The sequence below is a fragment of the Amycolatopsis lurida genome (assembly GCF_900105055.1).
Lineage (GTDB): Bacteria > Actinomycetota > Actinomycetes > Mycobacteriales > Pseudonocardiaceae > Amycolatopsis > Amycolatopsis lurida.
The window spans coordinates 3,936,871-3,962,743 of sequence record NZ_FNTA01000004.1 but is presented as its reverse complement, the minus strand read 5'-3'; the positions used below and the strand labels follow the sequence as shown (position 1 = coordinate 3,962,743).

The window sequence follows — 25,873 nt, the reverse complement described above, 5'->3', positions numbered from 1 at the left end:
CCCCCGGCGCTAAGCGCCGCGGAAACGTCGTTCCAGCCGAGCTATCTCAAGGTCGGTCGCGTCGCCGGCCGTCTGGTCGGCATGGTCGATCTGGTCCTGTCGCAGTGCAACGATCACGGTTTGCGTGCACAGGGTCAGGATCGCCGCGACCCAAACGACGGCGACCGTCGTGCAATTCAAGATCAGCAGTGGCGCGCTCCACCCCAGTTGGTGAGCGGCAACTGCATGTGCGGTCAGTTCGGCAGTGAGAAACCCGGAGAGCCAGAACAACATGCGATGAAGCGGCACGGTGGTGGGTTCTGGTAACGGGCGGTTGTACATGGTGTGCCTCCTTCTGCCCACGGGGGTAACCCGTTTGGCAGAAGGTTTTTCGTTACATGGTCGCTACGTGTTAGACGTCGGACGAATACGCAACCTGAACGGAGTAGCGGAGCGTTACAGGTTTCGTCCATGTGGGCGACGAACGAGGTTAAAAGTTGGTCAACTTGGTTGCGAACTTGGTCGAAGAACCTAGGATGACCAGCCGTTTTAGGGTTGCCGGTCCTCATCGTCGAGGGCTGCGGCAGCCTCGGCGGCCTCGGCCTTAATCTCGAAAACGGCCCTGAGGTAGTTCAGCTGCGCTAGCCGCCCGTCCTCTATTCGGATGCGCCGTGCTTCGGTCAAGTGGTCCTCATCGGAGGTCTCTAGGGCCCGCGCGCGGAAACTCGCCGACCATTCGTGCGTCCGGTGAGGCTCGCTCGCCGGAGTGGTGCCCGGCTCGACGGGTGGCCGGCCGTCCAGCGCCGGGATTGGGGGGATGGGGCCGCCCTCGAGAATCTCGCGGGGCGTGTCCTCGGTCCAGCCGGGAAGTGCGCGACCGACGGCGAACAGGATCGTCTCGCCGACTCCGGGCTCGCCCCCCTCGAGTAGCTCGAGGCTTCGTTTGTTGATGCCGTACTTGTCCGCGAACTTGGGGCGGAACTTGAAGCCGGCCGCCTGCCGTGCCTGTCGCACGGCGACCCCAAGGCGCTGCCTTGCCGTCGCCGAGTAGTTCGCTGTGCGCAACATCCGGGCTCCCACCCGTGCATCATGCCGCATTCCCCCGCATGCCGCCTTCCTTCTCGGGTTGTGCTTCCAGCGTCTTCGGCCGTGAAACTCCGTCTTCAAAGGGCGCATGGTTAGGCATCATGCCGCATGATCGCGCATCATTCAACCCCATGGATCCGCATTAATGCGGGATGCTGCTTGACCAAGCACCGCATGATCCCGCATGATGACGGCATGCCGTTCCTAAATGGACAGAAGGTCCGCCACCGGGCAGCCCTGCGCGGCTGGGACCTGCACAAGCTCGCCGAGACCGCCGAACTCCCTGTTCGAGCCGTGCAGAACAGCACGCGCGCGGTGCGCCCGCAGACGATGAAGATCACACGTATCTACGCGCTCGGCCGCGCCTTGGCACTGCCGGGCGAAGACGCCGTGACGGTCGCCGCCGAAATCGTGGCCGACCCCACGGTCGCCGCCGAGATCCGCGCCAGTAACAACGACGGCGTACCGGACACGCCGCCCAAGCAGCCGACCCGGACGAACACCGGGCCCACCCGGCGCGAGACGACCGAACAGACCAAGGGGCCCCGCCGGAACAACGCCGAGGTCGCAGCGTGACCGGCTCACCGTGGATGACGCTCAAGGAAACCGCGGACTACCTGCGCATGCACGTCCGAACCGTGCAGCAGAAAGCCCTCGAGTACGACCGCTCGGACGGTAAGCGCGGGCTCAAGAACATGCAGCCGTCCGGCCCGGACGGTAAGCGGCTTGTGCACATCGACGACGCCAACCGCTGGATGGAGAAGCAGCCGCCTTCGCGCGGCATCCGCCGTTTCTCCGTCGCTTCCTGACTTCCCCCAAGAAAGAGCCCGCCTCGCGCGTGCAGGCACGAGACGGGCATTGGCCCCGAGGGGCCCCGACCAAGAGGAAGTGCCCTCATGATCGCAGCGAAGAATACCGCCGCCACCGGCGGTCGCCATCGTTCGTGCCGCGCGACGTCGTTCCGGACGTGGTTCCGCCGGGTGACCGGCCGCGCGTTCGTCGCGCCGGTCGAGGCGACCCGGATCCTTCCGGCCGTGGGCGACCTGATCGACCACCCCGACGTGCGGGCGATGCAGCTGCGCGCGCTCGGCGACGTCGAGGTCAGGCACGACCCGGAGTTCGTGCCGCGTGAGTGCGGTTGGTGCCCCGAATCGCGCCGGATCACCACGGTGCGGGTGCACGGCGCCCCGGATCCGCTCGACCCGCACGAGCCGCTGCAGGTGGCCGAGGTGTGCCACGTGTGCGCGATGCGCCCCTACGGCCCGGTGCGGCAGGCCCTGGTCGAACGCGTTGACCTGACGCGCCCGATCCGTCTCGAGGTGTGCCCGTGACGGTCCGCCTCGACATCCCCCCGCTCCCGCCCTCGGCGCCGCGGCCCGTCCCGGTCCCGCCGCGGCTCGAGGTGCGCGAGTCGTTCGACGGCGTGGTCGCGATCCGGAACGACCGGGGCGGCTGTCTGCGCCGTCCGTGGTCGGTGGTCTACGTACCGCCCGGTTTCCGCCTCGCTCACGTGCTGCAGGCCCTGCGCGACGACCAGGTCGCCGCGTGGGTCCCCCTTGTCCAGGAAGGAACATCCCCATGATCGAGGCCCGCGAGATCTTCTACGCGTCCCGCGCGCAGCTGGTCGTGCGCAAGTTCGGCGCGGGTGGGCCCGCCATGGCTCGCCCGGTCGGGATCGACTGGCACTACGACCGCGCCGACCCGTGGGCGATCACGATGCGGATCAGCGGCACCGAGCACGTGTACCGGTTCGCGCGCGAGCTGCTCGACCGCGGCCGCGTCGAACCGGTCGGCGCCGACGGGCACGTGTTCGTGCAGCCGCTGTTGTCGCAGTGGATCGAGGTCACGGTGCGCTGCGCTTGCGGCAGCTGTTCGCAGGTCGCGTTGTTGTCGTTCGAGCACTCCGAGATCGACACCGTGCTCGACGCCACCAAACAGCTGGTGCCGCTCGGCGCCGAGGCCGACCAGTTCGACGAGGCCGCGGTCGACGCCGAACTCGCCCGCATCGCGTACGGCGTGGCGTGAGCACGCGTTCGCACCTGTCGGTGGTGGGCGGCGACGGCGACCGCCGTCCCGCCCGCCGCCGCAAGACCGACACGACGGTCGTGTCGGGCTACGACTACCCGCGTAACCCGCTGCTGCAGTACACACCGGGCCCGGACAACACGAACTGCCCCGCGTGCGCGTGGCTCAAGCTCGAGGCGTGCCCGCATCACCTCGCGTGGCAGGCCGCGGCTGACTACTACGGCCACACCGCCGAGGCGGCGCCGGATCCGACGGACTACCCGACCAGCCCACCCGCGTTCGAGGTCGACCAGCCGCTGTTGCTGCGCGGCACCCTGCGCTGCGTCGTCGCCCGTCGCGAGTGGACGGCCGTCGGGTGGGTCTACCTGGTCGCGCTCCACCCGCGCGGCACTCCCGCCTCGGCCCGTGAAGCCGAGTTCACCGCGCTGCACCACGACACCACGAACGGAGCGACATGAGTGTGAGCCTGTCCGGGCGGCTGCCCAAGGACGACAAGAACGGCCTCGGCATGATCTCCTCGACGCTGGTCGAGGACTCGGCGAGTACGCACCTGATCGTCGCCGTCGTCAACTGCGCGACGGTCACGACCAACATGGACACCGGCGAGGTGATCCCGACCGCGCGCATTGTCGCCGTCGAGGCGTTCCCCGGTTCGACCGCGGACGCGAAGCAGCTGCGCCGGGTGTGGCGCGAGGCGTACGAGCAGCGCACCGGGCAGCAGGCGATCCCGTTCGACAAGGTCGAGACCGCCCCGGCCAACGACGCCGGCGACTTGCTGCGCGACGGCGCCGGGGTGGTCGTGTCATTCCCCGGTGCGGGCAAGAGCAAGACCGCCGAAGAGGTCGACCTGATTTGCCAAGCGGCTGATCTGGTGATCACGTCAAATCTCGCCTCGCCCACGATGCTCGCCCGGAAGATGCGCATCGGGCACGCGGCCGCCGAACGGCTCATGGACGAACTCCGGCGCCGGGGCGTGGTCGGCGAGCCCGAGGGCACCGACGAACCGCCGGTGATCCCCGAGGCCGCCGACCTGCCCGCGATCATCGAGGCGATCCGCGGCCCGCGCGCCGACGAGGACCAGGCCGACGACGACGCGACCGATCCGGACCAGTCGTGAGCGGCGCGCCCCGCACGGCCGAGGACCTCACGACCGTGATCCGGCAGGCCACCGCGCAATGGGCCCGCCGCCACAACGCCGAGGCCCCGCTGCCCGACTTCGCGGCCTACCTCGCCGACAACGTGCAGCACCGGGTGATCGCCCCGACGTTCGCCGACTGCCGCACCTACATCGCCGAACTCGAGGCCGACAACGCCGTGTTGGCCGACGAAACCGCCCGCCTCGGCGAGGCACTCAAGGCGCAGACCCTCGCCGCCGAGGGCGCCATCACCGAACTCGAGCAATCCCGCCAGACCCCCGAACTCGACGAGAGGAAACGAGCATGACCACCGATCCCGCGCCGTCCATTGCGGACGCCGCGCACGAGCTGCGCGAGCGGTTCGCCCGCACCATGTACGAGCGCGCCGTGCCCGGCGGGAACTGGGCCGACGTCGTCGACGGCCACACGCACCGACACGTCGGGTTGATCACGATTGCCGCCGAGGCCGCGGTCGACGTCTACAACGCCGACATGGCCCCGACCCTCGCCGTCCTGGTTGAGGCACTCGACAACGTCAACACCGGCAACGCGCAGTTGCTCGCCGCCGACGGGCTGCTCGAGACGCTGTTCGGCTACCTCGCCAACGGCCAACGCGGGCAACTGGTCGGCGAGGCCGCCCGCCGTACCGGCTGGATCTCGCAGCGCCGGATCGATGAACTCGGCGAGCGGCTGCGCGCGTGGCGTGCGTCGTGGGCCCCGACCGGTTCGGCGGTGTCCTGATGGGACTCAACGTCACCGAGGCGAACTCGGCCAACGTCGTGCTCCGGTACGTGATCGCCCTGCAGGCCGCCTACCGGCCGCCGACCGACCGCGAACTCGAGGCAATGCAGGACCTCGCCCGCGGCGCCACCAAACGACTGCACGCCGGGCTCACCGACGCTCACGTGCGCGAGGCTTTCGCCCGCCCCGCCGACCGGTACGGCCTCGACGACTCCCGACACCCCGCGTGGGTGGCGACCTGTGACGCTGCGCCGCTCGAGGCCATCGTTGCCGCGGCCGCCGCGCCCGACCCGGTCAAGGCGTTCAACCGGTTGTTGGCCGTCGCGGTGCGCGCCGTCGTCGCCGTGTACGGCCCTTATCGTCGCGACGGGGGCGCGTGATGGCCGCACGGAAACGCGTCCGCATCGTCGCGCTCGACCGCGCCGCCCGCGTGCTGGTCGACGGCGTCGACATCTCCGGAGTCGTGTCCGGGGTCGAGATCTCCCTGCAGCCGCAACAGCCCGCCGAGGTCACGCTGCGCGTGCCGCGCGCCAACGTGGTGCTCGACGGCCTGGCCGACCTCGCGGTCGTCGCGGACGAGACCGCCCCGCCCGGCGAGGTGCCGACGTCATGAGCGACCAGAACGACGAACGCGACCACGTGGTCGACACCGCCGCCGTGTTCCTGCGCGCCGCCGGCGCCGACTCGCCGGAGACGGCCGACGCCGTGGTCGCCGAGTACCTCGGCGACGGCGATCCGATCGAGCGCTACGGCCGGTTGTGGTCGCTGATCTCGGTCGGGTTGGTGGTGGTCGGCGAGACGCTGCGCGCGCTGATGAACCCGCCCGGCCCGGTCGCGCTCGAGGCCGAGGACACCCCCGACCCGGCCGAACTCACCGCGATGAAGGCGATCACCGCGCAGGTGAACCTCGACGGCGAGGCCGCGCAGGACGTCGTCACCGGCCACGTGGCCGCCGAGGGGCTCGAGGGTCTTGTCGACCTCCTGCGCGCGTTCCTCGACGTCTACCGGCTCAACGCCATTTGGGGATCGGAGACGGCGACGTGACCGACCCCGTGGAGCTGCTGCGCGCGTGGCTCGAGGACATCGATAGCGAGCCCTATCCCGACGACGACGTCGCCGATCCCGGCGGCCGCCCTGCAGACACGGGCGGTCGCTGACCGGGCGGGGCCGGAGTCGCTACGGCGACCCGGCCCCGCTTTCCAACTGGCACAAGGAGAAACCGTGATCCACCGGCACGACCCCGCCGACCCGGCGCCCGCGCGGCGCCGGGTTTCCGCGCGTCTATCGGGCGGTGCCCCATGCCGTGGCTGAGGCTGAATGACGTCGGCTACGACGACCCGCACGTGCACGCCGTCGGCAACTCGGCATACGGGGCCCTGACGCGCCTCAAGCAGTACGCGAGCGCGCAGCGCACCGATGGGTGGGTGCCGACCCTCAAGGCCCGCCAGATCGCCACACGGCGCGAACTCAAGGCGCTGCTCGACATCCGCCTCGGCGACGGCCCGCCGATGATCCATCGGCCCGGCGACGAGTGCCGATGCCTCGAGGGAAAGAAGTGGAACGCCGATCTCGGCGGCTACTGGGTGCACGCCTTCCTCGACGAGAACCCCTCACGCGCCGAGAACGACGTGCACCGCGCGAAAACCCGCGAACTCAAGGACAAGGAACTGCGCGCCGCGGTCAAGAACCGCGACGGCATGGCCTGCCGGTACTGCGGCATCACCGTGAAGTGGGCCGACCGCAAAACCCCCGCCGGCGGCGTGCTCGACCACGTCGACCCGAAGATCGCCGCCGGTGCCGACAACCTGGTCGTCGCGTGCCGCGGCTGCAACGGCCGCAAGAAGGACTGCACCCCCGAGGCCGCCGGGCTCATCCTGCTGCCCCCGCCGAACAGCGCGATCAACGCCGAATCAACCCCGGATCAACCGCCGATCACTCACCGATCACCGGATCGACCAGAAACCGACCCGGATCCCGCACAGAACCCCATCCCGACCGGAAACCAAGCCCCACCAGCGGAAAACGCCACCAACACCAGGCCCGACCCTGCCCAAAACCAGCCACAAAACCCCATGATCACCGACGGAATCACCGGCCCGATGACTACCGGGACGGGTAGGGGACGGGACGGGGTAGCTCCCCAGACAGGCCCCACCGCTTACCGGGACCGCATAGGCGATGCAGGACCCAACGGCCACCGCCCCACCGTGGGCCCCGCCGACACACCCCGCGACCAACTCGCCCCCAACCCCTACACCCGCACCGCCACACCACCCCCGCCCCCGCAACCACCGGACATCCCGCGGTGACCCGCTACCGGGGCCAGTTCAACGACCGGGAACTCGACGCCCTCGCCGCGGCCGAACTCCTCGAACGCGAACGCGAACTCGCCCTCGCCGTCGACTGCCCCGAATGCCACCAGCCCACCGACCACCCGTGCCTCACCCCCGACGGCCGACCACTGCACGCCCCCGCCCACTGGCGACGGATCCGGGCGGCCGACCACCACCGACAGGAGAGCCACCCCGCATGACCACCGAACCCGAACGCCCCGACCCGGCCGACGCCGTCGAGTTCATCGAGACCGTGCTCGAGGTCGACCTCGAGCCGTGGCAGCGCCGTTTCGCCGAGACGCAGTTCGCCCACGAGCACGTGGTCGACGAGATCGCGCGGACGACGCTCGCCGCGATCGTGCCCGGAGTCGCGGCCGCCGCCGTCCGCATCGGCCGATCGTTCGCCGCGCTCGCCGAGGCGCTGCAGGCCACCGTGCCCGCGCTCGCCGCCCTCGACGAGATCGCCACGCGCAACGCCGCCGACCGGTTCGCGGTCGCGCTTGACCGCGTCCGTAACCGCAACACCGGCCCCGCCCGGCAGTCTCGGCCGCCGCGCACGATCAACGCGAGGGGAACCCGCCCGTGACCAACCCGACCGACCCGAAGAACCTGCGGCAGTGGCAGACCGAACTCGCCGCCCTCGCCGCCAAGCTCACCGACCCGATCACCTTGAAGGTGATCCGCGACGACATGACGACCACGACGCACACCAAACCGGGATTGCTCGAGCAGCTGCGCCAGGCGCACGCGCACGGTGGGGAGACCGGCAAGGCATCGGGCAGCTCGCCCGGCGCCCCCATCCGGATCGCCGCGGCAGACCTGCAGCGCAACCTCGACCGCGAGGCCGCAACCTTGCACTTCAACGTGCTGGTGCAGGACGCGGACGCCGTGTCCCGGATCCGGGCGGCCGCCGGCATCGCCGGGCGATGGGCCGAGGTCCACAAAGTCGCGGCCACCGTGCTCGAACTCCGGTACATGGTCGAACGGATAGAGGAACTGCTCGACCCACCGCGACGGCTGCACATCGCCGCCGCGTGCCCCGCGTGCGGGCAGGCCATGGTGTGGCGCCTCGACCCCAGCACCGGCGAACTGGTCCAGGCCCCGGCGCTCACCCTCGACGCCCGAACCGGCTGCAGGTGCCTCGGCTGCGGGCAGGTCTGGGGCCCGGAAAACCTCGAGTTCCTACAGGGCGTGCTCACCACGGACCAGGCCCGGCGGCCGCGGCTGCGCAGCAGCGCCGAGGGCAACGGCCACCGATCCGAAGTCCCGATCGGCGCGGCCGGTAACGACGACCAGGCGGCCGCACGATGTGCAGCCGACGACCACGACACGCTTGGGGGGAACCGATGAGCAAGAACCGATGGCGCCCGAACATCGGCTCGCCGCCGCCGGAGCCGCCGAAACCGACGACCGGCCAATGCGGACACCAGGTGCACCCCACAACGGAGAATTGCTCCACGCCGGACTGCTGGAACAACAGCGACCAGCGGCACAAGGGCATCGAGAGGTAGGCGCAGTGGTCAACTACTGGACAGAAACGGTCGAGGGCAGCGCGGCCCCGTGTTCGCCGGTCATGATCGGCGGCATGACGAACGGGGCCGAGGCAAGCGGCGAGCCCATGCCGCAACCGTGTCACACGTGCGCGACCTCCCGGAAGTGCCCGGACTGCCGTGGGTTCGGGTCGAACCTCGCCGCACGGTGCGGAACCTGCAAGGGAGACGGGCACTGCCCGGACTGCCGCACCGAACCCGTGCCGCCGGACAGCCGGCCGTCCCTCGACACCCGGAGAACACGACCATGACGACCGCCAACGATCGGCCGACCGTCGACTGCGAGCACCCGCGCAACAGCAACGGCAACTGCTTCGAGCCGGGATGCCCGAACTCGAACAGCCGGCGCCACCACCCGCACACCGGGCGGCCCGACGACGTGGCCGAGTTCGTGCGCGCCCGCCTCATCGGATCCAAGGAGACCGCGCAGCAGCTGCCCGGCCACTTGGCCGCGCGCGAGGTGCGTCGGATCGACGGACTGCTGCAGCTGCTCGAGGTGTGGACGGCCAACCGCCACACGGGTGACCGGCCGCACCCGCTCGAGATGCGGCTGCCCGAACTGCTCGCCGTCGAGTTCATCGCCGACCCCGACCAGCCGGTCGGCCCGGTATTCGACCCGCCCTACGACGAACAGCAGACCGTGACCAACAGCCTCGATGAACTCGGCTACACCGTGGCGCGGCTGTATGCCGACGACCCGGTCGAGAACCGGCGAGTGCAAGCGCTGATCAACCGGGCAATGGCTGCTTCGGCTGACACGTTCGCCGCGCTCGAGGCGATCGCCGCCGCGTGCGCCGACCTGCCGCTGCCCGCCGACACGCGGTAGCCGAACCCTGTTCGACAGACGGCGTGATCGTTCTGCATACTGGGGGCACTTAGGCGCAGTGTGCCCACAACCGGAACCCCCGACCTCACGGTCGGGGGTTCCGTCGTTTGCCGGGGGCCAGTGGTCACGCAGGGGGTGATCGCATGGCCTCGGCGAACGGCCGACCGTGGCGCCGGGTCACGGCGCAGCTGCGCGAACTCGCGGCAGCCTCCGGTGCCGCGTGCTGGCTATGCGGGCATCGGATCGACCTCGGCCTGCCTGCCAGACACAAGATGTCGTTCACCGCCGACCACATCGTGCCGCGCAGCAAGGGCGGCCCGGACACCCTCGACAACGCGCGCCCGGCGCATCGCACCTGCAACTCGAGCCGCGGCAACCGGGCACACGAGGCGCCGATGCCGACTTCCCGTAGGTGGTGACCGTGCATGCTATGGGTGGCGGCCGCGCGGACGCGGCTAGCGCGTCGCCGGACGGACGTCCGGAGTGGAATCGCGTACCGGGAGAATGCCCGGCTCAGTGTCCTGTTCGACTCAGGGCCACCCGCTACCGACGTCACGACTTCACGGAGGTGGTGATCAGGTGCGGCAGGTAGTCGTGATCGCGGGCCCGATCTGCGCGGGCAAGACCACGCTTGCGCACAAGCTCGCCGACGAGAACGACGGCCGCGTGCTCGACCGCGACGAGATCGCCCGATCCCTCGGCAGCCCTCGCCGGTGGTTGCACAGCAGGGCATACAGCCGACAGGCCGAACACGTGATGCGGCTCGAGCTTGACCGGATCGCCAAGGCACGCGAGGGCATCGTGTACGTGGTGCGCTCCCTGCCGGTGGCGGCGCAGCGCGCCGCGCTGGTCGACCGGCTGCGCGCCGAGTTGATCCTGTTGGATCCCGGACGCGACGAGTGCATACGCCGGGCGCGGGCAGACCGCCGGCCACCGGGCAGCGTGCCCGCTATCCACCGGTGGTACGCGCGGTACCTGCCCGGCACGGAGGAACCGGAACCGATCGAGCACTTCGCAACGTCGCGTGACTGGTGACCACCGTCCACACGCGACACAGTCGCGCTCATCGATGTGCACCGCGCTGACCTGGGTTTTTTCGGCGCGAGGGCACGGGAGACCCCGCGCCCACCATCCCTGAATTTCTCCCCGGCAGAAAAACACAGGGCGGAGGGTGATCACATTGACGGGCGAACGGATCACGACGATTAGCGATGTGATCGCCGACGAGATCAGGGCGACGCGCAAGCGCGCCGGGCTCACGCGCGGCGAGTTCGCCGCGGCCGCATGGGAGAAGGGCGCGCCGGAATCGTTCTCGGCCGCCGTGGTCGGGTACATCGAGACCGGCCGCCCGGACCGGGAAGGCCGCCGGCGGCGCGAGGTCACGGTCGACGAACTGCGGTTCATTGCCGCGGCTGCAGGTACGACGCCGCTCGGCCTGCTCGGCGAGCACGCCGCGCTGCTCGGCGGCGACGAGCCGCCGGAGTGCCCGCGTTGCGCCGCGGAAACCGGCGCGCTCGAGCGGCAGGTGCGCGCGGACATCGCCGAACTCGGCGACCTCGCCGGTACCGAACCTGCGCTCGCCGAACTCGCTTTCGCGCTCGCCGCCGGGATCGACCGCGGCGCCGACGAGAACCCGATACCGCCGCTCGCGAAGGAGTTGCGCGCGACGCTCAAGACGCTGACCGACGCCGTAGACGTGCGCACGGCCCCGGATGACGACGACGAGTTCGGCGACCTCGGCGACCCGGAGTAGCCCACGAGGGGAGGCCCCCGCGTGTCGCTGTCCGAGGAGGACCGAACAGAAGCCCTCAGGGCGCAGCTGCTCGACCTGTACGGGCTGCGATGTGTTCCCCGGTGGGGGACGCCGCGCGACCTGTCACGCAAGACGTACGGGCCCAAGGTGGCGCGGATCGCCGAGGCGTTCGGAACTCCGTTCATGCCGTGGCAGCGCTACGTCGCCGACGTTGCGCTCGAGGTCGACCCCGTCACCGGACGTCTGGCCTATCGCGACATCCTGCTCATGGTGCCCCGGCAGTCGGGCAAGACCACGCTGTTGCTCGCCAAGATGGTGTGGCGGGCGAACGCGTGGCCGCGGCAGAACATCCTCTACTCGGCGCAGAACCGCCTCTCGGCCCGCAAGAAGTGGGAAGAGGAACACGTCGCCGCGCTCGACGCTGCGCAGCGTTTCCGGGGCCGCTACACCGTCCGCAAGGTCAACGGCAATGAGGCGATCCGGTGGCGCAACGGGTCGCGGCACGGCATCACGTCGAACACCGAGACCGCCGGCCACGGCGAGACGCTCGACGACGGCACGATCGACGAGGCGTTCGCGCTCGAGGATTCCCGGTTAGAACAGGCGTTCTCTCCGGCGATGATCACCCGCCCGCAACCGCAACAGTGGCTGGTGTCCACCGCGGGCACGAAAGCGAAGTCGCATTTCCTCAACGGCAAGCGCAAGCGCGGACGCGCGATCGTCGAGGCGGGCGAGCCGTCCACGTTCGCCGTGTTCGACTGGACCGTCGGCGACGACTACGACCGGGACGACCCGGCGACCTGGTGGTCGTGCATGCCCGCGCTCGGCCACACCGTCGCCGAGGCCGCCGTGCGCAGCGAGCGGGAAAAGATGGAGGCGGCCGAGTTCGACCGCGCCTACCTCAACGTCACGAAAGTGGTGGTCGTCGCCGACGACCCGAACGTGCCCACCAAGTGGTGGGCCGACTGGCACGACGCGCGATCCACCGCGGCCGACGTCACGTTCGCGGTCGATGTCACACCGGACCGACAGAAAACCGCGATCATGGCCTACGGGCACCGCCCGGACGGCCGCGGGCACGTCGAACTCATCGAGCTGCGCGACGGCACCGACGGCGTGGTCGAACGGCTCGAGGAACTACGCGACCGGCACAACCCCATCGCGGTCGGTCTCGACATCGCCGGGCCCGCCGGGTCGCTGCTGATCCCGCTCAACAAAGCCGGGTTCAAGGTTCCTGACGACCCGATGAAACCCGAACGCGGGCAGCTCGCCATCCCGACGGCAAGGGAGTTCGCCGCATCGTGCGGCGCGTTCGCCGACGCAGTGGAGCACGACCGGCTGCGTCACCTCAACCAACGTCGGCTCAACGAGGCGTTGGCCGGCGCCCGCACGCGTCCGCTCGGCGAGGCGTGGGCATGGGCCCGCCGCACGAGCGACTCGAATATCGCGCCGCTGGTGGGCGGAACCGTCGCCCGCTGGGCGCATGAGAGCCGCGCGCACCTGATCGACGACGACTACGACCCGGTGGGGAACATCTGGTGAAAGGGGGCATCCCGTGACGAAACTGCGCAACGCCTACCGCGCAGCCGTCGGTGCCGTGGCGACGTTCGCCGGGCACACCGTCCGCATAGGACCCGGCATCGGCGCCGGGGTCTGCTTCGTGCTCGCCGGGTGGCTGGTCGCGGTCCCGCTCGGTCTCGCGATCGCCGGGGCGTTCCTGCTGTGGGCGGATTGGCGGATCCGGTGAGCCTCTGGTTTCGCAGCGCCAAACCCGAACAGCGGCCACAGATCTACTCGCCCGCGCCGTATCCGGTGCTCGCACCGGGATCGTATGCCGATCTGGATCTGTCCTCGGCTGAGAGCGCGCTGCAGTCGATCGCCGTGCACAGTGCGGCCGACCTGATCGCGTCGCTGTGTTCCGAACTTCCGGTCGAGGTCTACTCCGGCGAGGGCTTGGACCGGCGCAGCCGCGCGACGCCGGGCAACCTCAAGGATCCGTCCGGCGAGGGGCAAGGGCTCGAGGACTGGTCATATCAGCTTGTGTTGTCGTGGCTGCTGCGCGGCAATGCTTTCGGCGACATCCTCGAGGGCACGGTGCGGCAGCCACGGCAGGTGCTGTTGCAGCACCCCGACGACGTCACCGGCTGGATCGAGGACGGCACGCCGGTGTGGAACGTCCGCGGTCGCCAGGTCGACGCCGCCCGGTGGATGCACCGGCGCGTGATGCCGGTCGCCGGGCGCGTGCTCGGTGTCTCGCCGATCCAGTTTCACGCGTCCACGGTCGGGCTGTCGATCACGTCGGTGAAGTTCGGCGAATCGTGGTTCCGCGACGGCGCGCACCCCTCGGCGCTGCTGACCAACGAGGAAGCGGCGATCAACGAACAGCAGGCCCGCGACGTCAAAAACAAGTTCCTCGCCGCGCTGCGTGGCAACCGGGAACCGGTGGTGATGGGTAAGGGCTGGAAGTACCAGGCGATCCAGATCAGCCCGGAGGAATCGCAGTTCCTCGCGACGCAGGGCTACACCGAAGCGCAGTGCGCGCGGATGTTCGGGCCCGGCATCGCCGAGGTGCTCGGCTACGAATCCGGCGGGTCGCTGACCTACGCGAACGTGGAATCGCGCGCGTCGCACCTGTTGGTGCTCACCATCAACAAGTGGTTGCGGCGCCTCGAGCGGGCGCTGTCGTCGCTGCTGCCCGCGCCGCAATACGTCGTGATCCCGCGCGAGGGAATCCTGCAGGCGACCACATTGGACAAGTACCGGTCGTATGAGTCCGCGCTGCGCAACCGGTGGAAGACCGTGAACGAGATCCGCCAAGGCGAGAACCTGCAGCCGGTGTCGTGGGGCAACAAGCCGAACACGGCCGGAACCGGTGGCGCGCAGGGAAAGAGCGGCGATCCGGACGACGACACCGACAATAAGGAGGACGGCACACCGTGAACACCCTGACGCTGCCCGACCTGGATCTCGTGCGCGCGGTGCCGACCTGTGTCCGGGCCGACCGGGCCGAGGCCGAGGCGGGCGCCATGCCCACGATGGTCGTGCGGTTCTCCGCGTTCGATCGCTGGTACGAAATCGACTCGTGGTGGGAAGGCCGCTTTCTCGAGCGGACCGCCCGCGGCGCGTTCACCAAAACGATCAGCGAGAACCGCGCGAACATCAAGGTTCTCTACGACCACGGGTTCGACTACCAGATCGGGAATAAGGTCCTCGGCACGATCGAGGATCTGCGCGAGGATCCCGACTCCCCGGTCGGCGAGGTTCCACTGTTCGACACGTCCTACAACCGCGATCTCCTGCCGGGCATCGAGGCAGGCGCCTACGGCTCGAGTTTCCGCATGCGGGTGATCAAGGACGAGTGGAACGACGATCCTGGCCGGAGTGAGCACAACCCGGACGGGATCCCGGAACGCACCATCAAAGAGGTGCGGCTGTTCGAGTTCGGGCCCGTCACGTGGCCGGCCAATCCGGACGCCACCGCCGGTGTCCGCGGACTGACCGACACCTACTACGAGCGGCTGCGCTCGCGCGACCCGAACGCGGTCGACGAACTGCGCGGCCGGATCCAGACCTACCGCACTCCCGCCGACCGGGCAGCCGCCGACGGCACTGCCCGCCGACCGGGAGCCGCACCCGATACCGACGAGCCGGCCGCGCGCCACTCGAGCGGGCTCACGCACGCCGCACGGCGTGCGCGCCTTTATCCCTACTTGGAAAGGAAACCGTCGTGACGCTCGAGGAAATGCGCGCACGGCTCGAGGTGATCGAGACTGAGCGGCGTGAGCTGCACACCAGCGCGGGCGAGAACGCGCTGACCGACGAGCAGCAGACCCGATGGGATGCGCTCGACACCGAAGAGACAGGGCTGCGCTCGGATGTCCAGGCGGCCGAGACCGCCGCCCGCGACGAGGCCGAGGCCGAGACCCGCGCGGCGCGGGTGACCGCCTCCCGCGCACGCTACGGCGCGCGGATGGGCAACACCGAGGATCCGCTCGGCGAGCCGGACGCGCTGCGCGGCAGCTTCCGCGGCAACCCGTGGGACCTCAACGCCGTCAACCGCTCGCTCTACCAGGAAACCCCGGCGCGGGGCGGGGCCGACCTCGCCGCCCGTGCCATGGCCGCGGTTGAGCACTGCCGCGGTGTGAATGACGCGTCCAAGCAGCGAATCACGCAGCTGCTCGAGGGGTCGGACTTCACCGACGACGAGGAAGAGGGACGCTCGGCGCGCAAGGTCGCCGCGCAGATCATCGCCACGTCCTCGCCGGAGTACATGCGTGCGTGGTCCAAGGCGTTCAAGACCGGCATGCGCAACGGGCACCCGGATGTCGAGGCGCTCGGGGTGCTGCAGCGCGCCGCGTCGCTGACCGACGCCGCCGGCGGTTACGCCGTCCCGTTGCCGGTCGACCCCACGCTGATCCTCAACAGCGACGGCACGGTGTCCCCGATTCGGCAGATCGCGACGAATCGCACGATCGTCACGGACAAGCTGCGCACGGTCAACGCGACCGCGGTCACCGCGTCCTACGACGCCGAGGCGACCGAGGTTTCCGACGACACCCCGACGTGGGCGAACCGCGACATCGACATGCACATGGCACGGGCGTTCATCCCGCACTCCATCGAGATCGGGATGGACTACCCGAACTTCACACAGGATGTCGCGTTCCTGCTCGCCACCGCCAAGCGGGATCTCGAGAACAACAAGTTCGTGCTCGGCAACGGCACCACGGAACCGCGCGGCATCGTGACCGCGCTGACCGGGACCGCGTTCGAGCTGACCTCCACTACCGCGGACACCTTCGCGATGGCGGACGTATACAAGGTCGACGACGACCTGCCGGAGAACTTCGCCGACACCGCGTCGTGGATCGGCAACAAGAAGATCTTTTCGGCGATCCGGCAGGCGGGCGGGGCGAACCTCGACGACTTCTGGGCCAACGCCCGTGAAGGTCTCCCGGCGCGGCTGCTCGACCACCCGCTCTACCGCACGTCGGCGATGGACGGCGTCATCAACGCCACGCAGGAGAACCGGGTTCTCGTGCTCGGCGACTTCCGGTTCTTCTGGGTGGTCGACCGGGTCGGGTTCTCCATCGAACTGATCCCGCACCTGTTCCACACCGGCAACAACCGGCCGTCGGGTCAGCGCGGTGTGTTCGCATTCTGGCGCAACGGTTCCGACTCCGTGCTCGACCGCGCGTTCCGGATGCTCAACGTCACCTGATCCACCCCGCACCCGCGCCGAGGGCGCCCGCTGTCCCGTGTGGACGCCGGGTGCCCTCGGCCGTTTCACCGGAAGGGAAGGCCGTTTCATGGCGCCACAGAAGTACTTGCGAGCGACCACCGGTTTCCTGCTACCCGACCACACGATCGTGAAGAAGGGGCAGACCGTCGCCGCCGACGACCGTGTCGTGAAGGGACGCGAGGAACTGTTCGCGCCGCTCGAGGACACCGTCGAGATGCTCACCCGCGCACCGGGCGAACAGCGGCTCAACGCGCAGCGTCCCGACACCGTCGTGATGGCGGCCGCGCCCCCCTCGCGCCGGGCACGCCGCGCAGCGCGCAAGGCCGCGGACAAGGCCGAGACAACCCCGGCCGAGAACCGGCAGGGCACCGGCACGCCGCCGGCCGTCGACGAGCATGGCGACGGCGCGGGCAACGCCGAGGACCAGGGCGACGGCGCGGCCGCCGTCGAGGACCAGGCGGCCGCCGACGGCACCGCGACCGCGGACTGACCGGCGATGGCCGTCACCGACTACGCCACCTTGGCGCCGCTCAAACACGCGCTCAACATCCCGGAGAGCGATACCGCCGAGGACGACGCGTTGAACCGGGTTCTCGTGTCGGCCTCGCGCGGTATCGACCGGGCGACCGGCCGCCGCTTCTACCGCGACGACGCCGCCACCGCGAAGGTGTTCCCCGTGCAGGGGCGGGCGCTGTTCGCCCCTGAGGGATTCCTGCTGATGCTCGACGACATCGCGACCACCGCCGGGCTGGTCGTCGAGGCGGGCACGGCCGCGGGCGGCTACACGTCGGTGGTCGGCTATGAGCCGTACCCGCTCGACCCGGATCCCGGTTGGCCGGTCGACGGGCTGCTGCGCGACCGCATGTGGCCGCAAGGCCCGATGGCGCGCGTGCGGGTCACCGCGGTGTGGGGATGGCCCGACGTTCCCGACGACATCGTGCAGGCCACGTTGCTGCTCGCCGCGCGGCTGCACCGGCGCAAGGACTCCCCGGAAGGGATCGCCGGGTCTGCCGAGTGGGGACTGATCCGGGTTAGCCGCACCGACCCGGACGTCGGCGCGCTCATCGCCCCGTTCATCCGGCCCGGAATCGCGTAGGGGGACAGGTGGATATCGCTGCAGTGAAGGCCGCCGCCGCGGCCGCCGTCGACACGATCGAGGGGTTGCGCTGTTTCCCGTTCGTCCCGGACGCGATCAGCCCGCCCGCGTGGTTCGTCGCCGAGGTCGAGGTCGAGTACGACACCACGTTCGGCCGCGGCATGGACACCGTCTACCTGACGTGTCGTCTGTTGGTGTCGCATGCGACCGACCGCACCGGGCAGGAACAGCTCGACGGGTATCTCGTGGGCATCGGACCGCGCTCGGTCAAGACGGCGCTCGAGACCGACCAGTCGCTCGGCGGTACGTGCGATGCCGTGCGGGTACAGCGCTGTTCGGGCTACGGGCTGTACGAGCACAACGGAAACCAGTACTACGGCGCCGAATGGCGCGTGTTGATCATCGGGCGGGGGAACTGACCGTGTCGCATTTCGTGCTGCTCAACTGCAGATTGTTCACCGGCGGCGCCGACCTCACCGGATCCTCGAACAAGCTCGAGCTGTCCGCCGAGGTGTCCGACGAGGAACGGACGAACTTCGGTAGCGGGGGCTGGAAAGAGGTCATCGGCGGGCTCGCCGAGACCGAACTGTCCGGCGGGGGCCAGTGGGAGGCGGGCGACCCCGGACGGGTCGACGACGCCCGGTGGACCGAACTCGGCGGACTCGGCCCGTGGACGGCGTGCCCGGACCGGGCCGACCTCGGCGCGCTCGCCTGGTTCACCGCGGCGATGTCGGGCAAGTACAAGCTCGGCGACCAGGTCGGCGCGGTCGCGCCGTGGGAAGGCGAGGCCAAGGGATCGTGGCCGCTGGTCCGCGGTCAGATCGCGCACCCGCCCGGCACCGCCCGCACCGCGACCGGCACCGGTTCCGGGATCCAGCTCGGCGCCGTCCCGCCGGGTAAGCATCTCTACGCCTCGGCTCACGTCCTGTCGATCGCGGGCACCGGGTCGCCGTCCATCACGCTCGGCATCGAGTCTGACGTCGACAACACGTTCGCCTCGCCCACCGACGTCGCCACGTTCGCGGCCGCCGATGCGCTCGGCGGGCAGATCACCCGCGCACCGGGCCCGGTCACCGACACATGGTTCCGTCCCAAGTGGACTATCACCGGCACCGGCCCGTCGTTCCTGTTCGTCGTTGCCCTCGGCACCGCCTGACCCTGTAAGGAGAAAACCCCATGCCGCACATGGTGCTGCTCGCGTCGTACCTGTCCATCAACGCGGTCGACGTGTCGGAACACTCGAGCAAAATCGAACTCAGTGTCGAGGTGTCCGACGAGGACGCAACGACGTTCCGGTCGCTGGGCTGGAAAGAGGTACTCGGCGGAATCAAGGAAGGCAGCTTGTCGGCGACGTTCAAACAGGACATCGCCGCCGGCGAACTCGACGCGACCATGTGGCCCCTGCTGGGCAACAACGTGCCGTTCGAGGTGCGGCTGTCCGACGCCGCGGTCGGGCCCAACAACCCGAAGTACACCGGAACCGTGCTCATGAAAAAGTGGGCGCCGATCGCCGGTCAGGTCGGATCCATCGCCGAGGTCGACGTCGAGTGGCCGACGTCCGGGCAGGTCTCCCGCACGGTGTCGTAGATGCCGGTCGACCTCGACCTGTCGGGCCCGGAGAAGCGGTTACGCGACATCGCGCGGGCCCTGCGCACCGAAGAGGACGGCAAGCAGCTACGGAAGGATCTCGCGCGAAACCTGCGCACCGCGCTGCAACCCGCCCGGCAGCAGGCCCGCGCCGCCATCCGGTCGATGCCGTCGCAGACCAAACACCCCGGCCGATCGCTGCGGTCGGCGATCGCCTCGAAAGTCCAAGTCGTCGCGAAGATGTCCGGCAAAGCAGCCGGCGCCCGCGCCGTCACCAAGACCATCAAGCTCCGGGGCTTCACCCATGCTCCCCGGCGCACGAACTCCGCGGCCGGTTGGTCGCATCCGAACTGGAACCACGGCACCGAATCCCACCAGATCGGCAAACCGGACTGGTTCGACGACGCCATGCAAGGCGCGGCGATGGACGCCCGCCGCCGCGTGGTCGACGCGATGGAAGCCACCGCGCGTCGCCTCTCCCGAAAGGTGTGAACCCCATGCGTTTTGTCATCGCCTACAGCCCCGATGGCGGCGAGGCACAGCGGTACGACTTCGACCCGGACGACCTGCGGGTCGCCGCGGCCGAGGACCTCGAGCGCAAGTTCGAGGGATCCCTCGACGAACTGCAGCAGGCGCTCATGTCCGGATCCATCCGCGCGAAGCGGGTAGCGCTGTGGCATGTGCTGCGGCAGGCGCACAAGGAGCTGCGCTATGACGACGTGGATTTCCGGGCGGGCGAGGTCGAGGTCATCCTCGGCCGTGAGCTGCTGGAGAAGCTGCACGCCGCCGCGCAGACCGCGACCGGTGTCCCGGAGGACAAGCGGCGCGCCGCGGTCGCCGCGCTCGAGGCGCAGCTGCGCAGCAGCGCCGACGGCGAGGGCCAGGACGACGAGGTGCCCGCCCCGGCGGGAAAAGCGCCATCGAAGAAAAAGCCCGCAAGTACTGCCTGAAACTCGCCGAGGTGCTGCACATCCGCCCGTGGGAACTCGGGCTACTGACGGTCTCGCAGTTCCACGCGGCATGTGCGTACATCGATCAAATCATTGAGGCACAACAAAAAACTTCATAGTGAAGAGGGGGTGTCATGGCCTCCGATACGTCCCTACTGTTTGACATCCTCGGCCGTGACGGCGTGTCGTCCGTGTTCCGGGAAATCCGGCGCGAGGCACTCGTCACGGCTGGGGTGATGCGATCCGCGGGCGAATACACCGCGGGCATGGCGCAGAGCAACGCGCAGAGCATCCTCGGTCTCACCAAGACGTTCGTTACTTTCGGGGCGGTCGCCTCGGCGAGTGCGCTGGTGGCCGGTGGCGCGCTCGCCGCGGTACCGCTCGCGTTCGCCGGTCTCGGCGCCCTGGTGCTCAAAGAGAACGCCGTTGTGGCGCAAGCGTTCAGCTCGCTCGGCTCGCACGTCAAGGAACAGCTGACCAGCCTTGCGGCGCCGCTGGTGCCGTACTTCGCGCAGATCGCTGGGCAGCTGCGAGCGACGTTCGACGAACTCGCGCCGTCGATCGGTCAGGCGTTCTCGGCGGTCGGCCCGTACCTGACCACCCTCACTGACGGAATCACCGGTTTCGCGTCACAGGCCATGCCGGGACTGCTGACCGCGATCACCGCGGCCGGACCGGTGTTCGACGGATTGGCGAACTTCCTCACCTCGCTTGGTGCTGGTGTGGGCCAGTTCGCGGCCAACCTCGCCCCGGCGGCTACGGCGGTCGGTCAGGCGTTCTCCGCACTGGGGCCCGCGCTCGGCGAGATCCTCGGCCTGGTCGGCACGGTTCTCGCCACGCTCGCCCAAGCGGGAGGCCCGATCCTCGCCGCGCTGCTGCCCGTGATCACGTCGCTTGTGGACGGTCTAGCGGGTGCGCTGATCCCGGTGATCCAGAGTATGGGCCCGATTTTCGTGCAGGTCGCGACCGCCCTCGGGCCGCTCGCCGACGCGCTGGTCGGGCTGTTCGCCGCGGCTGGACCGGCCGTGACCGAGATCTTTTCGCAGCTCGGCGGGCTGCTCACCGGATCGCTGATCCCGGCGCTCACGCAGGTTCTGCAGGCGGTCACCCCGCTGGTGCCCGCGCTGCTGTCGCTGCTGTCGCCCGTCCTGCCGCTGGTCCCCGCCATCGCCGAGATCGCCGCGCAGTTCGCTACCGCGCTCGCGCCGATCCTGGTGCAGCTGGTCCCGATCGTCTCGCAGATCGCGACCCTGATCTCGCAGTTCGCGGCCGACACGCTGCGGCAGCTCGCCGCCGCGATCGTGCCGCTACTGCCGACCCTCGGTCAGCTCGCGTCCACCCTCGGCGGCGCGATTCTTCAGATCCTGCAAGCGATCTCGCCCGTGCTCGGCGCGCTCATCGGCGCGTTCGTCCAGCTGCTACCGCCGCTGGTGGGGCTTCTGCCGCCGATCGTCGAACTCGCGGTCGCGTTGACGCCGCTCATCGTGCTGGTCGCCGACCTCGCGGGTTTCCTGGTCAACATCTTGGCGCCCGCGTTCACGTTCCTGGTGACACACCTGATCCAGTTCCACACGTTCACCTTCCAGCTGCTCGGCGCCGTGATCAACTTCATCGTCGACGTCTTCGGCGGTGCCTGGGAATGGGTGAAGAACGCGACGGCCCGCGCCATCGACGGGATCGCCGCGGCGATCGGCTGGTTTGGCAGCCTGCCGGGCAAGATCGCGGGGTGGTTCGGCGAGGTCACACGCTGGATCCGCACCCGATGGGATGAAGCAGTGTCCTTTGTGGCCGGTATCCCCGGCCGGATCCTCGACGCGCTCGGCGATCTCGGCGGGCTACTGGTCCGCGCCGGACGCGCGATCATCGACGGTTTCCTACGTGGCCTCAAAAACGCGTGGGGCGGTGTCACCGATTTCGTGAGCGGCATCGCCGATTGGATCGCCGCACACAAGGGCCCGTTGTCGTATGACCGGACACTTCTGCAGCCCGCTGCGGAGGCGATCATGCGCGGCTTTCACGAATCGTTGGTCGAAAACTTCGGTTTGGTGCAGGGGTTCGTGCGCGGCATCGGCCCGTCGATCGCCGCCAGTGCGGGCGGTCTCGGCGGAACGCTCGGCGCCGGGTACGGCCCGGCCGGTGGCGGGCCGCCCGGCGCGGCCGCGGCCGCCGGCGGATCCGGCGGCCGGTCGCTGGTCCACATCGAGAACTACCACCCGCCCGCGAACGCCTCGCCCGGCGAGGTCGCGGCAGATCTCGACTGGTTTTCCAAGAGCGGGGGTTACTGATGGCGGGCGAGCTGGTGACCCTCGACGGACAGGTCGAGTGGCGCGACACCCTGCTCGGCAGCGACACCGTGTTCGGCACCACCCGGATCGCCGGGGTGTGGGACCTGCCAGGGCAGCGCGGCGGAAACACCGCGCTGCCCGGCTACCACGGGAGCTACCTCGGTCAGCTGCTCTCGACCGACCGCGAGGTCGTGTGGGAATGGATCTACCGCGGCGACCACCCCGGACTGCCGGCCGCGCTGGACACGCTGCGCCGGATCACCGCACCGGGCGAGAACCCGGACAACGAACCGCTCGTGATCCAGCTCGACGGGCTGCGCGTGCTCGTGAACGCGCGCGTCAAGCGCCGGGCGATCCCGACCGACCTCATGTATGCCAATGTCGGCTACGTCGCCGGAGCGGTCTCGTGGGAGGCCAACGACCCGCGGTTGTACAGCGTGGCCGAGAAGACGGTCAGCACCCGGCTAGCGGTGCCTGCCGGGGGCGGACTGGACTTCGGCGGGGGCGGACTGGACTTCGGCGGGGGCGGGCTCGACTTCGGCCTCGGCACCACCGGCGGGCAGGCGATCGCCACCAACGCCGGGCATGTCCCCACGTGGCCCGTGTTCGAGATCACCGGCCCGGCGCCCGGACCACAGATCATCTACGGCGGCCGCGTCCTGATGTTCGATCCCGCGTGGACCGTCCTCGCCGGGCAGACACTGCGGATCGACACCGCGCCCGGTACCCGCACCGTCGAGATCCACGGCGTGAGCGTGCGGCAACGACTGTTCGTCGCGCAGTGGACACCGCTCGAGCCCGGCGAGCCGACCCGGATCCAGTTCACCGGCGCCGCCTACGACCCGGCCGCCGAACTCCGCGCCTACTGGCGCGACGCCTACCAATGAGACGGAGGATTTCCCGTGGCTGAACGCGATAGCTGGGCGACCATGAACGGCGCTACCCGCGTCCTCGACGCCGAGGATTCCCGCGTGGCGATCGGCGCGCTCCTGCAGCCCGGCGCGACCGCGACCGCGAAAAGCATCGGGATCATCAACGGCGCCGGTTCGCCGGGGCTGGTCGCCGCGACCTCGCCGACCCCCGACGTCAACGTCCGGGTGTCCGCGTTTCAGGCAGCCGTACCGGCTACCCGCGGCATGGGCCCGTACATCGCGACGCTCGACGCCGACAAGATGCTCAACGTCCTCGGCACCGACCCGGCCGACCCGTCCAACGCCAGGCGTGACCTGATCATCGCCCGGCAGACCGACACCTACTACGCCGACGGGTCGACCGCGTTCACGGTGCTGCGGGTCAAGGGAACGCCGGGCGGCAGCCCGGTCGACCCCGACCCGACGGCCGGCGGGCTCTACCCCGACTACCTGCCGTTGGCGCGGATCCGGATCGCCGCCGGAGCAACCACGGTCACCGCCGCGATGCTCGACGACTTGCGGCCGCCTCGCATCGTCGCGCTCGGAGGTGTCGTCCCGGTCGCATCGGTGACCGAACGTGCCGCACTGCCGGCCGTTCCGGGGCTCACGATCTACCGGCGCGACAAGGGCTGGACCGAGGTCTACAACTCGACGTCGGGCACATGGCAGTGCCAAGGCACCGTGACCACCGGTGCTCTCTCCGACATCACCGACCCCTACGCGGGATAACTCGCGTTCCTCACCACCGACGCCATGCTCTACAGGTGGACCGGTTCCGCGTGGACGACCTACCACCGCGGCCCGGTGGGGCGGATTGCCTCGGCCGCGTCCGGCGCAACTGGATCGGCCATGTCTTTCGGTACCAGCGAATCGGCGGGCGCGTGGCTGCAGCCCTCGCTGGTCAGTGGCCGCCGCTACCGGGCTCGCATGACGTGCGTCGCCAATGCGACCTCAGTGGGCACCAATGGATTTTTCCGGCTCGAGCAAGTCGTGGGGACCACGGTCGGTGCGGGCGGAACCCTGATCCCGGGCGGGCAGGCAGCACCGAACCTGTCCCGCGGATCCGTAGGAGACAACAGCTCGGTGTCGATCGAGGGCGAATTCGTCGCAAGCACGACCGGTGTCCACACCATTGCGTTCACTGGCCGCGCGGGGGCGGGCACGGTGAATATCCCGGCGGACGCATCGAACCACTCGTGGTTGCTCACCGTCGACGACGTGGGGCCCTGATGGCGGCGCCGATCTACACCTACATGGTGCACGACCTGTTGACCAACGCCCCGCTCGCCGAACTGCCGTTGTCCAATGTGGAGTATTCCAAGCGTCTCAACGATTCCGGGGCGGCCCGCGGAGCGTTCTCGGTCGAGTCGCGAACGAACCCGTTCCGCAAGGTGAAGGATCCCTACGACCTGACCATGCCCGGCCGTCGGTGCCTCTACGTCTACCGCGACGACAAGGTCATGTGGGGCGGCATCATCTGGACCCGCCGTTACAACTCGACCTCACGCACGGTCGAGATCGGGTGTGGTGACTGGTGGACATTTTTCGATCACCGCAAGGTTCTGCCGCTGCTGACGCTCCCGGTAGCGCCCGCCTACGACATCGCCGAGATGAGGCTGACGTTCAGCGGCGATCAGAACACCATCGCCCGCGGGCTGATCACCTCGGCGCAAGCGCACACCGGCGGCGATCTCGGCATCATCGCCGACACGTCGCTATCGCTGATCAACCGCACCCGCCAATACGCGGGCTATGAACTGCCGTGGGTCGGGGAGGCGCTGCGGCAGCTCGCCGGGGTCGAGGGCGGCGCCGACATGATGTTCGACTCCGGCGGCCCCGAGAACGGACGGCCAACCCGGCTGTTCCGCCAGGGCGAACCGTGGCTCGGCCAACAGGGCAGCCCGTGGGTGTTCGAGTTCGGCGCCAACCTGGTCGACTACACGTGGCCGAGTGACGCGACCCGCTACGCCTCCCGCGGGTTCGCCACCGGCGAGGGATCCGACGACGGAACGTTGATCGCCGTCGCCGAGGACACCAGCCGCTACGCCGGCGGTTTCCCCCTCATCGAATCCGAGACCGCCTACACCACCGTGTCGAACACCGACACCCTGCAGCAGCACGCAGACGCAGACCTGTTCGCCTCCCGCCTCCCGGTCGTCCTGCCGGAACTCGAGGTCCGCGGCGACCGGTCACCGATCGTCGGCGAATGGGGACTCGGCGACGACGCGCACGTGATCATCGAGGACGACTTCGTGCCCACCGGGATCGACACCAGCCTGCGAATCATCGGCATGACCATCAAACCCGGCGAGGACCGCGAAACCGTGCGGCTCACCTGCGGCCCGCTGCTCGACGACGTCGCCTAACACCGAA

40 protein-coding genes are annotated in these 25,873 nt (G+C 69.5%); 38 read left to right on the top strand and 2 right to left on the bottom strand.

Annotated features, from left to right (window positions below):
• Positions 1–9: 9 nt before the first annotated feature.
• On the bottom strand, positions 10–321 hold the full coding sequence (locus tag BLW75_RS23890) for a hypothetical protein (protein ID WP_034309422.1): 312 nt from the start codon (positions 319–321) through the stop codon (positions 10–12).
• Positions 322–528: 207 nt separating this feature from the next.
• Positions 529–1,047, bottom strand: coding sequence for a hypothetical protein (locus tag BLW75_RS23885; RefSeq protein ID WP_143055353.1), 519 nt, complete (start codon positions 1,045–1,047; stop codon positions 529–531).
• A gap of 192 nt (positions 1,048–1,239) precedes the next feature.
• Here BLW75_RS23885 and BLW75_RS23880 point away from each other — a divergent pair, with 192 nt between their 5' ends.
• The 38 genes from BLW75_RS23880 to BLW75_RS23700 all read left to right on the top strand — a co-directional run bounded on the left by BLW75_RS23880 (position 1,240) and on the right by BLW75_RS23700 (position 25,866).
• Positions 1,240–1,641 carry a hypothetical protein gene (locus BLW75_RS23880; RefSeq protein ID WP_034309426.1) on the top strand — a complete coding sequence of 134 codons (402 nt, stop codon included), beginning with the start codon at positions 1,240–1,242 and terminating at the stop codon, positions 1,639–1,641.
• Positions 1,638–1,874 (top strand): MerR family transcriptional regulator, encoded by a 237-nt coding sequence (locus BLW75_RS23875; RefSeq protein WP_034309429.1) that lies wholly within the window; start codon positions 1,638–1,640, stop codon positions 1,872–1,874. Before BLW75_RS23880 ends, BLW75_RS23875 begins: the two co-directional genes overlap by 4 nt.
• An 87-nt stretch (positions 1,875–1,961) precedes the next feature.
• A complete protein-coding gene (locus tag BLW75_RS23870) occupies positions 1,962–2,396 on the top strand; it encodes a hypothetical protein (protein WP_034309431.1) in 435 nt (144 codons plus the stop codon).
• Entirely contained in the window at positions 2,393–2,647 is a 255-nt protein-coding gene (locus BLW75_RS23865) for a hypothetical protein (RefSeq protein ID WP_034309433.1), read from the top strand. The genes BLW75_RS23870 and BLW75_RS23865 overlap by 4 nt, the downstream gene beginning before the upstream one ends.
• Positions 2,644–3,090: an SsgA family sporulation/cell division regulator gene (locus BLW75_RS23860; protein ID WP_091598221.1), complete on the top strand. Its 447-nt coding sequence runs from the start codon at positions 2,644–2,646 to the stop codon at positions 3,088–3,090. The genes BLW75_RS23865 and BLW75_RS23860 overlap by 4 nt, the downstream gene beginning before the upstream one ends.
• Positions 3,087–3,548, top strand: coding sequence for a hypothetical protein (locus tag BLW75_RS23855; RefSeq protein ID WP_034309435.1), 462 nt, complete (start codon positions 3,087–3,089; stop codon positions 3,546–3,548). Before BLW75_RS23860 ends, BLW75_RS23855 begins: the two co-directional genes overlap by 4 nt.
• Entirely contained in the window at positions 3,545–4,207 is a 663-nt protein-coding gene (locus BLW75_RS23850) for a DNA translocase FtsK (protein WP_103746167.1), read from the top strand. Before BLW75_RS23855 ends, BLW75_RS23850 begins: the two co-directional genes overlap by 4 nt.
• A complete protein-coding gene (locus BLW75_RS23845; RefSeq protein WP_034309440.1) occupies positions 4,204–4,533 on the top strand; it encodes a hypothetical protein in 330 nt (109 codons plus the stop codon). Before BLW75_RS23850 ends, BLW75_RS23845 begins: the two co-directional genes overlap by 4 nt.
• On the top strand, positions 4,530–4,967 hold the full coding sequence (locus BLW75_RS23840) for a hypothetical protein (protein WP_034309441.1): 438 nt from the start codon (positions 4,530–4,532) through the stop codon (positions 4,965–4,967). Before BLW75_RS23845 ends, BLW75_RS23840 begins: the two co-directional genes overlap by 4 nt.
• Positions 4,967–5,347: a hypothetical protein gene (locus BLW75_RS23835; protein WP_143055352.1), complete on the top strand. Its 381-nt coding sequence runs from the start codon at positions 4,967–4,969 to the stop codon at positions 5,345–5,347. Before BLW75_RS23840 ends, BLW75_RS23835 begins: the two co-directional genes overlap by 1 nt.
• Entirely contained in the window at positions 5,347–5,580 is a 234-nt protein-coding gene (locus tag BLW75_RS23830; RefSeq protein ID WP_034309446.1) for a hypothetical protein, read from the top strand. Before BLW75_RS23835 ends, BLW75_RS23830 begins: the two co-directional genes overlap by 1 nt.
• Entirely contained in the window at positions 5,577–6,011 is a 435-nt protein-coding gene (locus BLW75_RS23825; RefSeq protein WP_034309448.1) for a hypothetical protein, read from the top strand. The genes BLW75_RS23830 and BLW75_RS23825 overlap by 4 nt, the downstream gene beginning before the upstream one ends.
• Before the next feature lie 254 nt (positions 6,012–6,265).
• Entirely contained in the window at positions 6,266–7,276 is a 1,011-nt protein-coding gene (locus BLW75_RS23820) for an HNH endonuclease (protein ID WP_091598218.1), read from the top strand.
• A complete protein-coding gene (locus tag BLW75_RS23815; RefSeq protein WP_091598215.1) occupies positions 7,273–7,500 on the top strand; it encodes a zinc finger domain-containing protein in 228 nt (75 codons plus the stop codon). Before BLW75_RS23820 ends, BLW75_RS23815 begins: the two co-directional genes overlap by 4 nt.
• The gene (locus BLW75_RS23810) at positions 7,497–7,886 is read left to right on the top strand and encodes a hypothetical protein (RefSeq protein WP_034309453.1); all 390 of its coding nucleotides are present in this window, start codon (positions 7,497–7,499) and stop codon (positions 7,884–7,886) included. The genes BLW75_RS23815 and BLW75_RS23810 overlap by 4 nt, the downstream gene beginning before the upstream one ends.
• The gene (locus BLW75_RS23805; protein ID WP_034309456.1) at positions 7,883–8,650 is read left to right on the top strand and encodes a DUF7340 domain-containing protein; all 768 of its coding nucleotides are present in this window, start codon (positions 7,883–7,885) and stop codon (positions 8,648–8,650) included. The genes BLW75_RS23810 and BLW75_RS23805 overlap by 4 nt, the downstream gene beginning before the upstream one ends.
• Positions 8,647–8,811, top strand: a complete 165-nt coding sequence (locus tag BLW75_RS42925) for a hypothetical protein (protein WP_158005372.1) — start codon at positions 8,647–8,649, stop codon at positions 8,809–8,811. Before BLW75_RS23805 ends, BLW75_RS42925 begins: the two co-directional genes overlap by 4 nt.
• Positions 8,812–9,097: 286 nt before the next feature.
• A complete protein-coding gene (locus BLW75_RS23800; protein WP_034309459.1) occupies positions 9,098–9,676 on the top strand; it encodes a hypothetical protein in 579 nt (192 codons plus the stop codon).
• Positions 9,677–9,819: 143 nt separating this feature from the next.
• Complete coding sequence (locus tag BLW75_RS23795) at positions 9,820–10,095, top strand: HNH endonuclease signature motif containing protein (RefSeq protein WP_034309461.1); 276 nt, start codon at positions 9,820–9,822, stop codon at positions 10,093–10,095.
• 160 nt (positions 10,096–10,255) lie between these two features.
• On the top strand, positions 10,256–10,711 hold the full coding sequence (locus BLW75_RS23790) for an AAA family ATPase (protein ID WP_034309464.1): 456 nt from the start codon (positions 10,256–10,258) through the stop codon (positions 10,709–10,711).
• 136 nt (positions 10,712–10,847) lie between these two features.
• Positions 10,848–11,429: a helix-turn-helix domain-containing protein gene (locus BLW75_RS43230; protein ID WP_198935703.1), complete on the top strand. Its 582-nt coding sequence runs from the start codon at positions 10,848–10,850 to the stop codon at positions 11,427–11,429.
• 21 nt (positions 11,430–11,450) lie between these two features.
• A complete protein-coding gene (locus tag BLW75_RS23780; protein WP_091598212.1) occupies positions 11,451–12,971 on the top strand; it encodes a terminase large subunit domain-containing protein in 1,521 nt (506 codons plus the stop codon).
• Between the two features lie 13 nt (positions 12,972–12,984).
• On the top strand, positions 12,985–13,176 hold the full coding sequence (locus tag BLW75_RS23775; RefSeq protein WP_034309466.1) for a hypothetical protein: 192 nt from the start codon (positions 12,985–12,987) through the stop codon (positions 13,174–13,176).
• Complete coding sequence (locus BLW75_RS23770) at positions 13,173–14,369, top strand: phage portal protein (protein WP_034309468.1); 1,197 nt, start codon at positions 13,173–13,175, stop codon at positions 14,367–14,369. The genes BLW75_RS23775 and BLW75_RS23770 overlap by 4 nt, the downstream gene beginning before the upstream one ends.
• Positions 14,366–15,160, top strand: a complete 795-nt coding sequence (locus BLW75_RS23765; RefSeq protein WP_034309471.1) for an HK97 family phage prohead protease — start codon at positions 14,366–14,368, stop codon at positions 15,158–15,160. The genes BLW75_RS23770 and BLW75_RS23765 overlap by 4 nt, the downstream gene beginning before the upstream one ends.
• The gene (locus BLW75_RS23760; protein ID WP_091598206.1) at positions 15,157–16,650 is read left to right on the top strand and encodes a phage major capsid protein; all 1,494 of its coding nucleotides are present in this window, start codon (positions 15,157–15,159) and stop codon (positions 16,648–16,650) included. The genes BLW75_RS23765 and BLW75_RS23760 overlap by 4 nt, the downstream gene beginning before the upstream one ends.
• A gap of 88 nt (positions 16,651–16,738) precedes the next feature.
• Positions 16,739–17,161 carry a hypothetical protein gene (locus BLW75_RS23755; RefSeq protein WP_091598203.1) on the top strand — a complete coding sequence of 141 codons (423 nt, stop codon included), beginning with the start codon at positions 16,739–16,741 and terminating at the stop codon, positions 17,159–17,161.
• A 6-nt stretch (positions 17,162–17,167) separates the two neighbouring features.
• The gene (locus BLW75_RS23750) at positions 17,168–17,767 is read left to right on the top strand and encodes a head-tail connector protein (RefSeq protein ID WP_034309475.1); all 600 of its coding nucleotides are present in this window, start codon (positions 17,168–17,170) and stop codon (positions 17,765–17,767) included.
• A gap of 8 nt (positions 17,768–17,775) precedes the next feature.
• A complete protein-coding gene (locus BLW75_RS23745) occupies positions 17,776–18,186 on the top strand; it encodes a hypothetical protein (RefSeq protein WP_241783466.1) in 411 nt (136 codons plus the stop codon).
• Positions 18,153–18,923 (top strand): hypothetical protein, encoded by a 771-nt coding sequence (locus tag BLW75_RS23740; protein ID WP_241783468.1) that lies wholly within the window; start codon positions 18,153–18,155, stop codon positions 18,921–18,923. Before BLW75_RS23745 ends, BLW75_RS23740 begins: the two co-directional genes overlap by 34 nt.
• A gap of 20 nt (positions 18,924–18,943) precedes the next feature.
• Positions 18,944–19,354 (top strand): hypothetical protein, encoded by a 411-nt coding sequence (locus BLW75_RS23735; protein WP_034309480.1) that lies wholly within the window; start codon positions 18,944–18,946, stop codon positions 19,352–19,354.
• Complete coding sequence (locus BLW75_RS23730) at positions 19,355–19,846, top strand: hypothetical protein (protein ID WP_034309482.1); 492 nt, start codon at positions 19,355–19,357, stop codon at positions 19,844–19,846.
• Between the two features lie 5 nt (positions 19,847–19,851).
• Positions 19,852–20,304: a hypothetical protein gene (locus BLW75_RS23725; protein WP_034309484.1), complete on the top strand. Its 453-nt coding sequence runs from the start codon at positions 19,852–19,854 to the stop codon at positions 20,302–20,304.
• Positions 20,305–20,486: 182 nt separating this feature from the next.
• Positions 20,487–22,589, top strand: coding sequence for a phage tail protein (locus BLW75_RS23720; protein WP_241783470.1), 2,103 nt, complete (start codon positions 20,487–20,489; stop codon positions 22,587–22,589).
• Positions 22,589–23,476, top strand: a complete 888-nt coding sequence (locus tag BLW75_RS23715; RefSeq protein WP_034309489.1) for a phage tail family protein — start codon at positions 22,589–22,591, stop codon at positions 23,474–23,476. The genes BLW75_RS23720 and BLW75_RS23715 overlap by 1 nt, the downstream gene beginning before the upstream one ends.
• A gap of 15 nt (positions 23,477–23,491) precedes the next feature.
• A complete protein-coding gene (locus BLW75_RS23710; protein ID WP_143055351.1) occupies positions 23,492–24,229 on the top strand; it encodes a hypothetical protein in 738 nt (245 codons plus the stop codon).
• Between the two features lie 120 nt (positions 24,230–24,349).
• The gene (locus tag BLW75_RS23705) at positions 24,350–24,730 is read left to right on the top strand and encodes a hypothetical protein (protein ID WP_143055350.1); all 381 of its coding nucleotides are present in this window, start codon (positions 24,350–24,352) and stop codon (positions 24,728–24,730) included.
• Positions 24,730–25,866 carry a hypothetical protein gene (locus BLW75_RS23700; protein WP_034309493.1) on the top strand — a complete coding sequence of 379 codons (1,137 nt, stop codon included), beginning with the start codon at positions 24,730–24,732 and terminating at the stop codon, positions 25,864–25,866. Before BLW75_RS23705 ends, BLW75_RS23700 begins: the two co-directional genes overlap by 1 nt.
• Positions 25,867–25,873: the final 7 nt, after the last annotated feature.

Excerpts from the sequence above, each read along its gene's own strand:
- BLW75_RS23890 (WP_034309422.1), bottom strand. The coding sequence starts at position 321 with ATGTACAACCGCCCGTTACCAGAACCCACCACCGTGCCGCTTCATCGC.
- BLW75_RS23885 (WP_143055353.1), bottom strand. The coding sequence starts at position 1,047 with ATGTTGCGCACAGCGAACTACTCGGCGACGGCAAGGCAGCGCCTTGGG.
- BLW75_RS23880 (WP_034309426.1), top strand. The coding sequence starts at position 1,240 with ATGATCCCGCATGATGACGGCATGCCGTTCCTAAATGGACAGAAGGTC.
- BLW75_RS23870 (WP_034309431.1), top strand. The coding sequence starts at position 1,962 with ATGATCGCAGCGAAGAATACCGCCGCCACCGGCGGTCGCCATCGTTCG.
- BLW75_RS23860 (WP_091598221.1), top strand. The coding sequence starts at position 2,644 with ATGATCGAGGCCCGCGAGATCTTCTACGCGTCCCGCGCGCAGCTGGTC.
- BLW75_RS23850 (WP_103746167.1), top strand. The coding sequence starts at position 3,545 with ATGAGTGTGAGCCTGTCCGGGCGGCTGCCCAAGGACGACAAGAACGGC.
- BLW75_RS23840 (WP_034309441.1), top strand. The coding sequence starts at position 4,530 with ATGACCACCGATCCCGCGCCGTCCATTGCGGACGCCGCGCACGAGCTG.
- BLW75_RS23835 (WP_143055352.1), top strand. The coding sequence starts at position 4,967 with ATGGGACTCAACGTCACCGAGGCGAACTCGGCCAACGTCGTGCTCCGG.
- BLW75_RS23830 (WP_034309446.1), top strand. The coding sequence starts at position 5,347 with ATGGCCGCACGGAAACGCGTCCGCATCGTCGCGCTCGACCGCGCCGCC.
- BLW75_RS23825 (WP_034309448.1), top strand. The coding sequence starts at position 5,577 with ATGAGCGACCAGAACGACGAACGCGACCACGTGGTCGACACCGCCGCC.
- BLW75_RS23820 (WP_091598218.1), top strand. The coding sequence starts at position 6,266 with ATGCCGTGGCTGAGGCTGAATGACGTCGGCTACGACGACCCGCACGTG.
- BLW75_RS23810 (WP_034309453.1), top strand. The coding sequence starts at position 7,497 with ATGACCACCGAACCCGAACGCCCCGACCCGGCCGACGCCGTCGAGTTC.
- BLW75_RS42925 (WP_158005372.1), top strand. The coding sequence starts at position 8,647 with ATGAGCAAGAACCGATGGCGCCCGAACATCGGCTCGCCGCCGCCGGAG.
- BLW75_RS23800 (WP_034309459.1), top strand. The coding sequence starts at position 9,098 with ATGACGACCGCCAACGATCGGCCGACCGTCGACTGCGAGCACCCGCGC.
- BLW75_RS23795 (WP_034309461.1), top strand. The coding sequence starts at position 9,820 with ATGGCCTCGGCGAACGGCCGACCGTGGCGCCGGGTCACGGCGCAGCTG.
- BLW75_RS23755 (WP_091598203.1), top strand. The coding sequence starts at position 16,739 with ATGGCGCCACAGAAGTACTTGCGAGCGACCACCGGTTTCCTGCTACCC.
- BLW75_RS23750 (WP_034309475.1), top strand. The coding sequence starts at position 17,168 with ATGGCCGTCACCGACTACGCCACCTTGGCGCCGCTCAAACACGCGCTC.
- BLW75_RS23740 (WP_241783468.1), top strand. The coding sequence starts at position 18,153 with ATGGCGCGTGTTGATCATCGGGCGGGGGAACTGACCGTGTCGCATTTC.
- BLW75_RS23735 (WP_034309480.1), top strand. The coding sequence starts at position 18,944 with ATGCCGCACATGGTGCTGCTCGCGTCGTACCTGTCCATCAACGCGGTC.
- BLW75_RS23730 (WP_034309482.1), top strand. The coding sequence starts at position 19,355 with ATGCCGGTCGACCTCGACCTGTCGGGCCCGGAGAAGCGGTTACGCGAC.
- BLW75_RS23725 (WP_034309484.1), top strand. The coding sequence starts at position 19,852 with ATGCGTTTTGTCATCGCCTACAGCCCCGATGGCGGCGAGGCACAGCGG.
- BLW75_RS23715 (WP_034309489.1), top strand. The coding sequence starts at position 22,589 with ATGGCGGGCGAGCTGGTGACCCTCGACGGACAGGTCGAGTGGCGCGAC.
- BLW75_RS23705 (WP_143055350.1), top strand. The coding sequence starts at position 24,350 with ATGTCTTTCGGTACCAGCGAATCGGCGGGCGCGTGGCTGCAGCCCTCG.
- BLW75_RS23700 (WP_034309493.1), top strand. The coding sequence starts at position 24,730 with ATGGCGGCGCCGATCTACACCTACATGGTGCACGACCTGTTGACCAAC.